The sequence below is a fragment of the Exiguobacterium sp. ZWU0009 genome, assembly GCF_000798935.2.
Taxonomy (GTDB): Bacteria; Bacillota; Bacilli; order Exiguobacteriales; family Exiguobacteriaceae; genus Exiguobacterium_A; species Exiguobacterium_A acetylicum.
On the sequence record NZ_CP018057.1, the window covers coordinates 2,916,064 to 2,930,277 of the forward strand.

Genomic DNA, 14,214 nt, shown 5'->3' on the forward strand with positions numbered 1-14,214 from the left:
AAAGGTGTGTATCTAATGATCACGACAACCGATTGGCGCAAATCCGCCGTTTATCAAATCTATCCGAAGAGTTTTTATAGTCCGGAGGGCAAAGCGACCGGTACGTTACGTGGCGTCACTGCCAAACTCGATTATCTGGCGGATCTTGGTGTCGATTACCTTTGGTTGACGCCGGTCTATGCTTCACCTCAGAACGACAATGGCTATGATGTCAGTGATTATTACGCGATTGATCCATCCTACGGAACAATGGACGATTTCGAGACGTTACTTGCAGAAGCAAAACAACGCGGTCTGTCTGTCATGATGGATATCGTCGTCAACCATTGCTCGACGTCGCACTCTTGGTTCGAAGAAGGACGTCACCCGGACAGCCCGTATCACGACTATTTTATCTGGCGCGATACACCGAACGACTGGGTATCGAAATTCGGCGGTCCCGCTTGGTCATTTGATGAGGTAGCTGGCAAGTATTACTTGCACCTGTTCGACAAGACACAAGCGGATCTGAACTGGGAAAATCCACGTTTACGGGAAGATGTTTACAACATGATGCGCTTTTGGCGGGATAAAGGGGTCAGTGGCTTCCGACTCGATGTCATCAATTTGATTTCAAAAACGCCAGGTCTTCCGAACGATCCAGCAGGAGACGGTCGTTCGTATTATACGGACGGACCGAACGTCCACGACTACTTGCAAGAGATGAACGCAGAAGTCTTTGCCGGACACGATCTCTTGACCGTCGGTGAGATGTCGTCGACGTCACTTGAACACTGCCTTCGTTATTCATCACTTGATGAACAAGAACTGAAGATGACGTTCAACTTTCATCATTTGAAGGTCGATTATCCGAACGGTGAAAAATGGACGGCAGCACCGTTTGATTTCAAGCAACTGAAACAGATTTTCTCCGACTGGCAATTCGGCATGAACGGACAAGCCTGGAACGCAATTTTTTGGTGCAATCATGACCAACCACGCGTCGTCAGCCGATTTGGTGATGACGTCACGTATCGCGTCGAAAGTGCGAAGATGCTCGCGACGACGCTTCACGGTTTGCAAGGTACACCGTACATCTATCAAGGAGAAGAGATCGGCATGCCGAATCCGGACTTCACGGATTTGTCCGACTACCGCGATGTCGAGACATTGAACGCCTATCAGGAAGCTCGGAACAACGGTATATCGGAAGAAGCGATTCTCGCTGCGATTCGTCAAAAATCGCGTGATAATGCGCGGACGCCGATGCCATGGTCAGACGCACTCAACGGTGGCTTTAGTACAAGCGATCCGTGGATACCGGTCTCGCCGACGTATGACCAGATCAATGTCGAGTCGGCTGTCGCAAACCCTGACTCGGTCTATCATCATTACAAACGATTGATTCAACTCCGTAAACAGTATGACGTGCTCACGGATGGTTCGTACCGTCTGTTGACACCAGACGATCCGTCACTCTGGGCGTACGAACGCGTAACGAACGAGGAAGAGTTGCTTGTCGTTTCGAACTTCTACGGAACAGACACGACGTTCACGTTACCTCGTGACGGGTCGGACTATACGGTGTTGATTCACAATTATCAGCAGATACAGACAGAGGGTCAAACTCTGACGTTACGTCCTTATGAATCCTTGATGCTTTATCGTAAAAAGTGATGCATCTCTCGTTGTTCTCTTGATCAAATAAAAAGGGAAATCACCATCCGAGTACATGACCCGGAACGTGATCTCCCTTTTCTCATACTTCATCATACACGAACTCGTTTTTAGAGCATGTATCCTACGAAACCTTCCGATTCGCTTCTTCTCGTTTCAACTGTTCGCGGAACAGTCGTGTCTCGGCAATAACGACACCAGACAATCCAATTAAACCAATCAAGTTCGGAATCGCCATCAATCCGTTGAAGACATCGGAAATCGCCCAGACCATGTTCAAGTTCGTCGTCATCGCACCCGCTCCGGCGACTAAGACGAACAGGATGCGGTACGGTAGGATTGATTTTTGACCAAACAGATAATAGATCGATTTTTCCCCATAATATGACCACCCAAGGACCGTCGAGTAAGCGAACATGACGAGACCGATCGTAACGATGTATTTCCCAGCAGGACCGAGGAAGACTTCGAAGCTCGCCGTCGTCAATTCAACACCCTCCAATTTCGTATCGAGCTGCCCTCCCATGACGAGCGTCAGGCCCGTGATCGAACAGACGACCAATGTATCGAGGAACACTTGCGTCATCGAGACGAGCGCTTGACGCCCCGGGAAGTCCGTCTTCGCAGCAGCGGCTGCGATCGGTGCTGAACCAAGTCCTGCTTCGTTCGAGAAGACACCACGCGCGACACCGTAACGAATTGCCGCCCCGATTGCCCCACCCGTGATTGCCTCGTTTGAGAACGTACTACTGAAGATCGTTGAAATCGCACCTGGAATCAGATCATAGTTCATGATGAGAATCAGCAAGCCACTTCCGACATAGAAGAAAATCATGAACGGAACGAACAGACTGACGACTTTCCCGATTGACTTGACCCCACCGAGAATGACGACACCCGTCAGTACCATCAATACGATCCCCGTCACGTAAAGTGGCACATCAAACGTTGATTTCATCGCGAGGGCGACCGAGTTCGTCTGGACCCCGTTTCCGATCCCGAACGCAGCGATCGAAGCGAACGCGGCAAACAAGACACCGAGCCATTTCTGCTTCAGTCCACGCTCGAGGTAATACATCGGTCCCCCTGCCATCTGTCCTTTTTCATCAACGACACGATATTTGACGGCAAGAATCGCTTCCGCGTATTTCGTCGCCATCCCGAACAGACCGGACAGCCACATCCAGACGATCGCGCCTGGTCCCCCGAGGACGACGGCGGTTGCGACACCGACGATATTTCCCGTACCGACGGTCGCAGCCAGTGCCGTCATCAACGCTTGAAAGTGACTGATGTCACCTTCTGACTTATCGTCCTGATGCTTTGAAAACGCAAGCTTCAGCGCATACGGCAGTTTGGTAATTTGAATGAATCCTAAGCGAATCGTCAAGTAAATCCCCGTACCGACCAACAGAATGAGTAACGGTGGTCCCCATACGATATCGGACACCGCACTAATCCACTCACTAAATGAATTTCCCATTCGTCTTACCTCCCTTTATGAGATATGTAGTTCCTTACCATTTTTTCAGAATTTACTGATAATTGTCAAACTATTTTTTCATGAAACTATTTTACGTTTTAATTTTTTTGATAATAAGTAAATTTTTTACTTGTGAAGGTATAATCAAGAAAATAAATAGTTCATCTTGCAAAAAAGGAGCGAATCATATGAAGATTAAAACGAAGCTTATCTTATTGTCCTCCATCCTTTTGCTAAGCTTGATTGGCGTCGGACTGTACGGCGGATTCTCGCTCGACCACGTCGACAAACAGAGTCAGACCATCACGTCCTCCTGGATTCCTGGTCTGAACTTATCCCATGAAACGAACACGGCACTGTCTGATTTGCGACGTGTCGAATTATTACACATTCAAGAAAATGATCCAGAGATCAAAGCCGGTTATGATAAGCGTGTCAAAGACGGTTTAGCGACCGTTGACGCGAATCTCGCGAAATACGAGAAAACGATTTATTTAAAAAGCGATCGCGAACTGTTCAATGATCTCACGAAAAAATGGCAAACTTTCAATGAGACGACTGATCGTCTTCTCGCCCTCAGTACACCAGAAACCCAAAAAGAAGCAGTCACCTATTATGAAGGTGAGAGTCGTGATTCATACTTCGCTGTCTCTGATCAATTAACGAAAATCGTGAAATACAATAATCAACAAGCGAAAATAAATGGTGATGCCATCACAAGTTCTGCCAATACAGCTCATATCCTTCTCTTCACGATCATCGGTGTCGTCGGATTACTCGGTGTCATCTTCACCGTCTTGATTTTACGCTCGATCTTCGTTCCACTCCGTCAACTGCAGGCGAAAACGCATGAACTGGCAACACAAGGCGGCGACTTGACGGCTCAACTCGACGTCGTGCGTGATGATGAAATCGGACAAATCGCCCAGTCGATGAATCAATTCATCGCCCACTTACGGACGATCATCATTCAAGTCGATGATACAGCAACCCACGTCGTATCGACCTCACATCACGTCTCCGGTCGAATCAGCGAACTCGATCAGGATATGGCGTCGACTTCCCATACGATCGAAAACTTATCAGCCGGTATGCAGGAGACAGCCGCCTCTGCCGAAGAGATGAACTCGTCTGCTGTCGATATGGAAGCGACGATTCATGATATCGTCTCCGGCGCAGAAGCAAATGGAAAACGGGCACAAGAAGTCGGCGGGCGTGCTGAATCGCTTCAAGTCGTCGCGACAGAAGCGAAACAGACCGCGAATCACATCCTTGCCGAGACGAAAAGTAAACTCGAGGACGCGATGACACGTGCGAAAGCCGTCAAAGAAATTTCCGTCTTATCGGATGCGATTCTCTCAATCGCCGCACAAACAAACCTATTGTCCCTTAACGCTTCGATTGAAGCAGCACGCGCTGGTGAAGTCGGTCGTGGCTTCGCCGTCGTCGCCGATGAGATTCGTAAACTTGCTGAAAGTAGCCGGGATACCGTCGAACAAATCCAAGACGTCTCGATTTCCGTCATCGAGTCCGTTGAACATTTAAACGCTGCTTCCGGTGAGATGCTCTCCTTCATCGATACGAAGGTCGTTAAGGACTATGATTTATTCGAAGACGCCTCCGTTCAGTATCGAAATGACGCACAATTATTCGGTGATGCAGCGGAACACTTCGCCGCTCAAGCCGGTCAACTCCAGGAACTTACAGCAAACATGCTCGGTGTCATCCATGATGTCGCCGTCACCGTCAACGATGGAGCGCAAGGCACACAATCAATGTCGGAACAAATCAATCATTCCGTTCAAGCATTCCGGGATGTGCACAACCAGACTTCCGTCAGTCAACAACAGGCGGAGTCACTAAAAGAGGTCTTACGCCAGTTCCAAGTCTAAACGACAAGCCCCTCGTCTTCAGATCAGAAGAGAGGGGCTTGTTTTTTATTGACCGGCACCTGTGAGCGGTTGCGCATCTTTTGCTTCTGCTGGTAGTTTGATTTCGTCGATCTCATTGAATTTCGAGAATGTCGACTCGTTCTTCATATTGAACTCGGTCTCTTTTTCAATCGCAAATACCATATCCATGTCGAGTGACTTCGGATAGAACGTCTTCGCGTCATACGTCATCTTGTAGTTCATCTTTTTATAATCGATGCTATCCATCGCATCTTTCATCTGCGCCATCTGTCCTGTCTGTTCGAGTGAATCCTTCATGAAGGCTTTCAGGTCATCCCCACTCAGCTTAACGTCGATTTGATAGACATCGCCCTCTTTTTTCGCTGTCCAATTATCTTTGTATTTCTTTAGGAGCTGCAAGTTTTGTTCCGTCGATGCCGATGATTCCATCGCTTCGACCATCTCGCCTAGCTCCGACACATCTTGAACGATCCATTGTCCGTTTTGCGAGAGATACATTTTATCGTCAACGATGTAACTTTCAATCGTCACGTCTTTCCCGTCTTCAGGATTTTTCATCGTCATCGTCTGCTTCATCGCGAGTGGCTTTTGAATGATATCTGCTGAAACCTTCTGATCCATCGCCATCTCACCTGCTTTAGAGCTGACTGTTCCGTCCATGTGGAACGATTTGATGTCCTCTTGAGCGGCTGTCGCTTTCTTTAACAGCTCTGTGTTCGAGAGTTCCCCCGACTTCTTCGAACCAGATCCGCTGCCACTACCTGAATCCGTCTGTCCATCTTGGCATCCGGCAAGTCCAATCGATGCTGCGACAATCCCGGCTGCTACCCACCTTGTTTTCTTCATATTCATTTCCTCCTTTATACGCGTTACCCTGATTTACGAAAAACATTGGAAAATGTTTCAAAGTTTCTTTAGTAGACCATTACCGTTCTCCTTTAAAACGAACCCTCAAATTTCAAATCTACTATCCTTTTTTTGAAATTTGGTTCAGTGCTCGTGAGATTTTTGCAAAAAAACAGGCTGACGGAAGCTTCCATCAGCCTGTTTCTGATTTGTTAAATCGTCCGTAAAAGATTCGCCATCTCGATTGCAGAAACCGCTGCTTCGTAACCTTTGTTCCCAGCTTTCGTACCGGCACGTTCGACTGCTTGCTCGATCGAATCCGTCGTCAGGACACCGAAGATGATCGGTACGCCTGTGTCGCGTGATGCATTCGCGACACCTTTCGCGACTTCGTTACAGACGTAATCATAGTGTGACGTCGCCCCACGGATGACGGCGCCAAGTGTGATGACTGCGTCATACTTGCCGCTTTTCGCTAACTTTTCCGCGACGAGTGGAATCTCAAATGCCCCAGGAACCCACGCTGTATCGACAGCATCCGCTGCAACACCGTGGCGGCGGAAAGCGTCGTTTGCTCCACCGACGAGTTTTGATGTGATCAATTCGTTAAAACGTGCTGCGACGATTGCGACGCGTAGTCCTTCTCCTGTTAAGAAACCTTCGTAGATCATGATGTGTGTCCTCCTTGGATGTCGAGCCAGTGCCCGAGTTTCGTTTGTTTTGTTTTCAGATAGCGCTGATTTTCTGGTTCAGCCGGTACTTGATGGGGTACACGTTCGATGACTTCGATCCCTTCTTGTTCGAGCACCCGTTGTTTATCCGGATTATTCGTCATCAAGCGGATCTTCGTCACGCCTAGATCGCGCAACATGTTGGCCGCGACCGTATAGTCACGCATGTCCGTCGGATAACCGAGTGCATGGTTCGCTTCGACTGTATCAAGTCCTTGTTCTTGTAACTCGTACGCTTTTAACTTCGCCATCAGACCGATGCCGCGTCCTTCCTGACGTAAATACAAGACGGCTCCACCTTCTCGTTCGATCCGTTCGAGTGCCGCATCGAGTTGCGGTCCACAATCGCAACGCTTCGAACCGAAGACGTCCCCCGTCAGGCATTCCGAGTGCAGCCGGACGAGCATGCCGTCGTGCGCTTCACCCGACAAGACAGCGACGTGTTCTTTATCGTCTTGCGTCGTATAGCCGATCATCCGGAAAGCTCCGAACGTCGTCGGAAGTAATACTTCCGCTTCCCGCGTCAATGGACGCTCGAGGTACGCGACGAGTGCTTCGATCGTAATCAGTTTTAAACCGTGTTCTTCCTTATAGAGAAGTAGATCATCCACACGTGCCATCGTGCCGTCTTCCTTGATGATTTCACAGATGACGGCGATCTCATCGCTGCCGGCAAGACGGGCAAGATCAACGCCCGCTTCCGTATGTCCGCGTCGTTCCCGGACACCGCCTTCTTTTGCGATCAACGGGAAGATATGACCTGGTCGTTTAAACCGTTCCGGTCCATCGATTAGCATCCGCTGGATCGTTAGCGACCGTTCTTCAGCGCTGATACCGGTTTTCGCGTCTTCATGATCGATACTGAGTGTGAATGCCGTCCCATGTGGGTCCGTATTATTCGCTGTCATCGGAGCAAGTTCGAGTCGTTGTGCAATCCGCGGACTGACTGGTACGCAGACGAGTCCTTTTCCATGCGTGATCATGAAGTTGATGTTTTCTGGTGTCGCGTGTTCCGCGAGCATGACGAGATCGCCCTCATTCTCACGGTCCTCATCATCACAGACGATGATCGGTCGTCCGTTCTTCAAATCTTCTATTGCGTCTTCAATCAAGTCGAATCCATTCATTACATGTCGCCTCCTAAGAATGCTGCCCAGTCCGTCTGCTTCTCATGCTGCGTGAAATGATAGAGATGTTTCGCCATCATGTCACACTCGATATTGACGACTGCACCGCTTGCCAATCGATCAAACGTCGTCACTTGACGTGAGTGCGGAATTAATGAAATCGAGATTGTTTCCGGCGTGACGCGTTGCAACGTCAGGCTCGTGCCGTTGATTGCGATCGAGCCTTTTGGAATACAATACTTTTGCCACGATCCGACATCAAACGTATAGACCATCGCTTCTCCATCCGGTCGCCGACTAATCAGCCGTGCTGTGCCGTCGATATGTCCACTGACGAAATGACCGCCGAAGCGACCGTCTGCTGGCATCGCCCGTTCAAGTTGCAACGGGCTGCCGACCCGGTACGTGCCGAGGGCTGTTGACCGAATCGTGTCATGGACGGCATCGGCCGTAAAACCAGTCGGGCTCATCGACGTGACGGTCAAACAAATCCCGTCGACGGCGATGCTGTCACCAATCTTCGTTCCTTCGAGCACCCGGTGCGCTTCAATTTCAAGCGCTAATCCATTCGGTCGCGGAATCTTTCGTTTTAAGGTCCCGACTTCTTCAATCAATCCGGTGAACATGTCGTCTCCTCCTTTCGGATGTACGTCAGATGGAGATCCGGTCCGACCGTTTCGATTTGGTCGATTTGAAACCGATCTTCGATATCGTGTTGACTGTTCCAGGCATTGCCTTCAAAAATCGATGGGGCTTGATAGACTTCAAGCCGATCGACGAGATCCGCCTCAAGGAAAGCGGCTTGAATCGTTGGTCCACCTTCAATCAAGACACTGCGGATGTCTTGTTCGTATAAGCGTTTCAAAATCGCTTCTGGCGTCTCATATTCACCGACGAGGACTGTCACTTGATCATGACTGACCCGCGGAACACTCGTCAGCCAGTAGGTTGGATTTTTACCATCGTGGAAGACTTGCGCCGTCTCCGGGACCCGACCACGGCGATCGACGATTACTCGAATCGGTTCGATGCCTGACGCCGCGCGTAATGTCAGTGCCGGATCATCGATAAGGACCGTCTCACTGCCGACGAGGATTGCATCGTGGCGTCCGCGCAGGGCGCGACCGTTCTCGCGTGCTTCTTCTGACGTGATCCAGCGTTGTTCACCTGTCGCTGCGATCCCGTTCATCGTCTGAGCGATTTTGACGGTCACGGTCGGACGTTTTCGTTCGATCGTCTTCCAGAATTCCGTGTAGAGAGCTTCTGCCTCATGTCGTAACAAGCCGACCTCGACTTCGAGTCCCGCGTCTTGTAGGCGTTTGATTCCTGAACCGGCGACGATCGCATGTTTGTCTTCCGTTGCGACGAAGACCCGTTTGATTCCGGCTTGTAGAATCGCTTCCGTGCATGGTGGTGTCTTACCGTGATGATTGCACGGCTCAAGCGTCACGTAGAGATCAGCACCACGGGCGGCTTCTCCTGCCATTCGCAAGGCTTCGACTTCCGCGTGCGGACCACCGGCAAACCGATGTGCACCAAAGCCAATGATGCGTCCTTGTTTGACGATGACACAGCCGACACTTGGATTCGGACTTGTTTGTCCGTGTAACATATGTGCTAATTGCATGGCATAACTCATCATCTGTGACATCGCGTTCACTCCTTTCAAATGAAAAAAAGACGCCCCTTGAAAAAGGGGCGTCTGTATAGAAGGGTTCACGAAATACACGGTTCGCTCCCTGCATTTTTTCATGCAGAAAGAGACCGTCTCCTGAAAACATTTTTTCAGAAAACAGCTTGAATCGCGTCGTTTCGTTCTTCTCCCATCCGGACTTTACCGTCGGCCCTGGAATCTCACCAAGTCAGCCATGATGCGTACATCATGGGTCGCGGGCTCGTCGATCGATTGATCGCATCACCGCCGGTTGGGATTTTCACCCTACCCCGAAGAACTGGATTATTGAGTTATACAACTTTAGCCTAGCATATCTTTTTCAAGAAAACAAAGCGCAAATGCTTCTGTCTTGTCTCTTTTTTGATTTCGCTCCAGTTCTGTCATCTCTCACCAATTCGTCATCGACTACATCGCAAAAACGACTGGATCACCTGATAACAGTGTGTCCAGTCGTTGTTTTCCGCTTACAAATACCCGTTCTTCCGGTCGTGGAATTCTTGAGCAATCGCCCCGCGCGTCCGTTCATCCGCAAGGACACGAAGTGCTGTCCGAGCGAGGATTTTTGCCCCCGTGATTAATGCTTCATCTCCTGCTTCTGAACGTGCCGCTTCTTTGAACGCTTCCGTATGGGCGACGAGATCATCTGGTCCAATCTTGATATACGGATGGATTGTCGGGATGACTTGACTGATGTTACCGGCATCCGTCGAGCCAAGACCCGGGCGTTCGTCCAAGTGAACGATTTCGCCGAGCGCCTCTGCTTCTTCTTGGAACAGACGGTCGAACGCCCGGTTGAAGACGAGGTTATCGACTTCATTTTGGAAAGCGATGACGTCAAGCGTCGCCCCGGTCGCGAGTGCCGCGCCTTCAGCAACGGCTTTGACTTTTTCCGTGACGGCATTCAGTCGTTCCCGTGTCGTCGCCCGGATGAAGAAACGTGCTTTTGCGTATTCCGGGATGATGTTCGGTGCATCGCCACCATGCGTGATGATTCCGTGGATCCGGACATCGTCCGGTAACTGCTGACGTAAGGCATTGATGCCGTTGAAGAGTTGGATGACCGCGTCGAGAGCATTGATGCCTTCTTCCGGTGACGCCGCAGCATGCGCCGGACGACCAGTAAAGGCAAAGTCGAGCGGATCGACTGCAAGCGAAGAACCCGTGATCCGTGTTTGTCCGGACGGATGGACCATTAAGGCTGCATCGATTCCTTCCAGCAACTGATGTTTGACGAAACTACCTTTCGCACTACCGTTCGGTCCACCTTCTTCGGCCGGTGTTCCCAGCACGACGACACTTCCACCGACTTCATCGAGCACTTTACTAAGTGCGATCGCTGCCGCAACACTCGTCGTACCGATGATATTATGACCGCATGCGTGCCCGATGCCTGGCAACGCATCGTATTCTGCCAGAAAGGCAATCGTTGCGCCTGATCGGTCGCTCGACTTCTTCGCGAAAAATGCTGTATCGTGCCCCGCGACACCAAGTTCTACCGTAAATCCTTCAGCCGTCAGACGTTCCGCATGGAGCCGCGAAGCAAAGAATTCCTCGTTCCCGATTTCCGGTGTCGCATGAATCCGGTGACTCGTCTCAAGATACGATTCTCGTTTTTGTTCGATGTCTTGTTCAATCGTCTCTACCCATGTCGTGCGTACTGGTGTCGTCATATAGTCCACTCTCCTTTTGAATTTATTCGCCGATGTCGCTTAGTGGAACGAACGTCGGGATCGTACTACCTTTGTATTCTTTTTTGATGAAAGCCGCGACATCTTTTTGTTGGTAAAGCGACGCGATTTTTTTCAATTCTTTTTTGTTTTTGTCTTCCGTCCGTGTTGCGATGATATTGATGTATGGTTTTGCTGTCTCGTTCTCATGGACGATCGAGTCCTTGATGGGATTGAAGCCAGCGTCAACGGCAATGCCATTGTTGATGATTGATGCCGCGACGTCCGGTAAGACGCGTGGCGTTTGCCCGGCGACGATCGGGACGATTTTCAGTTTCTTCGGATTCCCGACGATCTTATCGACTGAACCGTTGCCGTCGAAGTCGTCCGGTAACTTGATCAGACCGGCTTCTTGCAGTAACAAGAGGGCGCGCCCCATGTTCGTCGCTTCGTTCGGAACGGCGATTTTTCCGCCGACCGGAATGTCTTTGACATCCTTGTATTTATCCGAGTAGATCCCCATCGGTGCAATGACGGTCGTCGCGATCGGTGACAGCTTCAACTTGTGTTCCTTCTTGAAGGCGTTGAAGTAGGAAATCGTCTGGAAGGCATTGGCGTCGATCTCACCCTCAGCCAGTGCCATGTTCGGCTGGACATAATCGGAGAACTTGACGAGCTCGATTTTGATGCCCTCCTTTTCTGCTTTTTTCGCGACATAGTCCCAAACTTGTGTGTCTGAACCGCTGACACCGAGTTTGATCGTCTTTTCGTCTTCTCCTGATGCTGCGCACCCGGCAAATAAAATCGTCGTTAGTGTTGCTCCAATTGCTACTGCTTTTTTCATGGCTGAATCGCTCCCTTGATTAATGTCTTCTGATTTTTCGTGCGACGATATTGCCTGTCGTCTGTAATCCTTGAACTAAGATGACGAGAATCCCGACCGTGATGATCATGACTTTCGTGTCGAATCGTTGATAACCATAGGTGATCGCTAAGTCACCGAGACCACCGCCTCCAATCGCACCTGCCATCGCTGACGCCCCGATCAAGCCGATCGTCGCGATCGTTAAGTTCAGGATCAGTGAACCGAGTGCTTCCGGTAGGAGGAAGCGGAAAATCGTTTGAAACGGTGTCGCACCCATCGCTTCTGCTGCTTCCAGAACACCTTTATCGACTTCGAGTAACGAGCTCTCGATCAGACGCGCCATGTACGGTGCGGCGTAAAAGACGAGCGGGACGATGGCGGCTTCGGTTCCGATCGATGTCTGGACGATCAAGCGCGTCAATGGAATGATCGCGACGAGTAGGATGATGAACGGAATCGAGCGGAAAATATTGACGATACTGTTGAAGAACGTGAACAGCGGGACATTTTCAAGCAATGCGCCTTTTCGCGTGACGACAAGCAGGATACCGAGTGGTAAGCCGATCAAGGTCGAGAATAAGAGCGAAACGGATACCATCGTCATCGTCTGCAAAAATGCTGTCCAGATATCACTGTAATTAACTAGCATGGGCAAGTACCTCCTCGACCGTCACCTGTGCCTGATCGATGTATTGTAACGCTCGTTTCACTTCAGTCGGCTCACCGATCAACTCGACGAGCAAGGTGCCGAACGGCGTATCCTGCAACTCTGTGATGCTTCCGTGCAAGATGTTGACATCGACGTCAAAGCGTTTTGCGACTTGCGATAAGAGCGGCTGCCCGGTGTGATGTCCGAGAAAATGAATCTTGTAGATCGGATGTGCATTCCGCGACTCGATCAACTGACGAATCGATGCTGGAATCTCGTCATGCATGACAGACCGGACGAAGTTCCGTGCCGTCTCGGTCTTTGGATTCGAAAAGACGTCGAAGACCGTTCCTGACTCGATCAACTTTCCAGCTTCGATGACGGCGACCCGGTCGCAAATTTCACGAATGACGCCCATCTCGTGAGTGATCAAGAGAATCGTGATCCCGTACTCCGCATTGATACGTTTTAATAACTGGAGAATATGATGCGTCGTCTGGGGATCAAGCGCTGACGTCGCTTCGTCACACAAGAGGACGGAAGGTTGCGTCGCTAGTGCCCGGGCGATGCCGACGCGCTGTTTCTGCCCACCGGACAATTGATCCGGATAATGATCCGCCTTGTCCGCGAGATCAACGAATTCGAGCAACTCCGTCACTCGGCGGCGAATTTCGTCTTTCTTGACGCCTGCGAGAACGAGTGGTTTTGCAACGTTCGTAAAGACCGTGTTCGCATTCAACAGATTGAAGTGCTGAAAGATCATCCCGATCCGTTGTTTTGCTTGGCGTAATTTTTTTGGAGACAGTTGCGTTAAATCTTCCCCATCGACCGTCACCGTTCCTGACGTCGGTCGTTCTAACAGATTGACACAGCGGAGCAGTGAACTTTTTCCGGCACCGCTAAAGCCGATGACACCAAAGATTTCGCCTTTTTCGATCGTCAGGTCGACACCGTCGAGTGCTGCAATCGTCTGATCTTTCGTGACGTACGTTTTTTTGACTTGATGAAATGCAATCATTCCGTTTTCCCCCTTCATTCAACAAAAAAGGTCCCTTCTTGAGAAACAAGAAGAGACCTGGATCCGCACAGTGGCAGAATCCACTCCACTCATCTCTCAGACATCTGTCTGATGGAATTGGCACAGTGCTCATAATGAGTCTGTTGCCGAGGTTTCGTAGGGCCAGTCCCTCCACCTCTCTGGATAAGTATTGCGGTATGAAATTCGTATGTGTGTTGTTGCGTTGTTGCTTATGTCGTAAAACTAATTTTTACATTACGGGTCGAAACTTTAAAAGTCAACCAACTTTGCAAAAATAATCCATTTGGCGCATATCGATGGATTTACAAGTTATGAATTAGCTTAATGAACGGATCGTGATTCGTCAAGAAAGATTTGACAAGTCATTTTTGGTCGTGCTACCATCGTTTCAATGATTATTCCGACAATTCCAATATGATATTTATCAAGAGTGAACGAGAGACCTGGCTCTATGACTTCACGGCAACCTGCAATTTGTAAGGTGCTCCGACCAACAAAGCGCGGCTTTGGATGATACGGTGAAAAACTCGTGGGCGTCCAAGCAGTGACGTCGACGAGTTTTT

Annotated in this window: 12 protein-coding genes and 3 riboswitches; of the genes, 2 read left to right on the plus strand and 10 right to left on the minus strand. The window is 49.9% G+C overall.

What is annotated here, in order from left to right; translation table 11 throughout:
• Positions 1 to 15 precede the first annotated feature (15 nt).
• Entirely contained in the window at positions 16 to 1,656 is a 1,641-nt protein-coding gene (gene treC, locus L985_RS15030) for an alpha,alpha-phosphotrehalase (protein WP_047394477.1), read from the plus strand.
• A gap of 124 nt (positions 1,657 to 1,780) precedes the next feature.
• Here treC and L985_RS15035 read toward each other — a convergent pair whose 3' ends face one another.
• Positions 1,781 to 3,139 carry an alanine/glycine:cation symporter family protein gene (locus tag L985_RS15035; RefSeq protein ID WP_029342765.1) on the minus strand — a complete coding sequence of 453 codons (1,359 nt, stop codon included), beginning with the start codon at positions 3,137 to 3,139 and terminating at the stop codon, positions 1,781 to 1,783.
• 188 nt (positions 3,140 to 3,327) lie between these two features.
• Here L985_RS15035 and L985_RS15040 point away from each other — a divergent pair, with 188 nt between their 5' ends.
• Positions 3,328 to 5,031 (plus strand): methyl-accepting chemotaxis protein, encoded by a 1,704-nt coding sequence (locus L985_RS15040; RefSeq protein ID WP_047394473.1) that lies wholly within the window; start codon positions 3,328 to 3,330, stop codon positions 5,029 to 5,031.
• Positions 5,032 to 5,076: 45 nt separating this feature from the next.
• On the opposite strand, the gene L985_RS15045 is transcribed toward L985_RS15040, so the two are convergent.
• The 9 genes from L985_RS15045 to L985_RS15085 all read right to left on the minus strand — a co-directional run bounded on the left by L985_RS15045 (position 5,077) and on the right by L985_RS15085 (position 13,630).
• Positions 5,077 to 5,898 (minus strand): DUF6612 family protein, encoded by an 822-nt coding sequence (locus L985_RS15045; protein ID WP_047394469.1) that lies wholly within the window; start codon positions 5,896 to 5,898, stop codon positions 5,077 to 5,079.
• A gap of 212 nt (positions 5,899 to 6,110) precedes the next feature.
• Complete coding sequence (gene ribH / locus L985_RS15050) at positions 6,111 to 6,569, minus strand: 6,7-dimethyl-8-ribityllumazine synthase (protein ID WP_047394466.1); 459 nt, start codon at positions 6,567 to 6,569, stop codon at positions 6,111 to 6,113.
• Positions 6,566 to 7,756 carry a GTP cyclohydrolase II gene (gene ribA / locus L985_RS15055; protein ID WP_047394461.1) on the minus strand — a complete coding sequence of 397 codons (1,191 nt, stop codon included), beginning with the start codon at positions 7,754 to 7,756 and terminating at the stop codon, positions 6,566 to 6,568. Before ribA ends, ribH begins: the two co-directional genes overlap by 4 nt.
• Complete coding sequence (gene ribE, locus L985_RS15060; RefSeq protein WP_029342770.1) at positions 7,756 to 8,382, minus strand: riboflavin synthase; 627 nt, start codon at positions 8,380 to 8,382, stop codon at positions 7,756 to 7,758. The genes ribA and ribE overlap by 1 nt, the downstream gene beginning before the upstream one ends.
• The gene (gene ribD, locus L985_RS15065) at positions 8,367 to 9,407 is read right to left on the minus strand and encodes a bifunctional diaminohydroxyphosphoribosylaminopyrimidine deaminase/5-amino-6-(5-phosphoribosylamino)uracil reductase RibD (protein WP_029342771.1); all 1,041 of its coding nucleotides are present in this window, start codon (positions 9,405 to 9,407) and stop codon (positions 8,367 to 8,369) included. The genes ribE and ribD overlap by 16 nt, the downstream gene beginning before the upstream one ends.
• Positions 9,408 to 9,567: 160 nt before the next feature.
• A riboswitch (FMN riboswitch) is annotated at positions 9,568 to 9,712 on the minus strand.
• A gap of 183 nt (positions 9,713 to 9,895) precedes the next feature.
• Complete coding sequence (locus tag L985_RS15070) at positions 9,896 to 11,101, minus strand: M20 family metallopeptidase (protein ID WP_047394456.1); 1,206 nt, start codon at positions 11,099 to 11,101, stop codon at positions 9,896 to 9,898.
• 22 nt (positions 11,102 to 11,123) lie between these two features.
• On the minus strand, positions 11,124 to 11,942 hold the full coding sequence (locus L985_RS15075) for a MetQ/NlpA family ABC transporter substrate-binding protein (RefSeq protein ID WP_047394453.1): 819 nt from the start codon (positions 11,940 to 11,942) through the stop codon (positions 11,124 to 11,126).
• A gap of 19 nt (positions 11,943 to 11,961) precedes the next feature.
• The gene (locus tag L985_RS15080) at positions 11,962 to 12,612 is read right to left on the minus strand and encodes a methionine ABC transporter permease (protein WP_029342774.1); all 651 of its coding nucleotides are present in this window, start codon (positions 12,610 to 12,612) and stop codon (positions 11,962 to 11,964) included.
• Complete coding sequence (locus L985_RS15085) at positions 12,602 to 13,630, minus strand: methionine ABC transporter ATP-binding protein (protein WP_047394449.1); 1,029 nt, start codon at positions 13,628 to 13,630, stop codon at positions 12,602 to 12,604. The genes L985_RS15080 and L985_RS15085 overlap by 11 nt, the downstream gene beginning before the upstream one ends.
• Before the next feature lie 86 nt (positions 13,631 to 13,716).
• A riboswitch (SAM riboswitch) is annotated at positions 13,717 to 13,820 on the minus strand.
• A gap of 249 nt (positions 13,821 to 14,069) precedes the next feature.
• Positions 14,070 to 14,171, plus strand: a riboswitch (SAM riboswitch).
• The last annotated feature ends 43 nt before the right edge of the window (positions 14,172 to 14,214 follow it).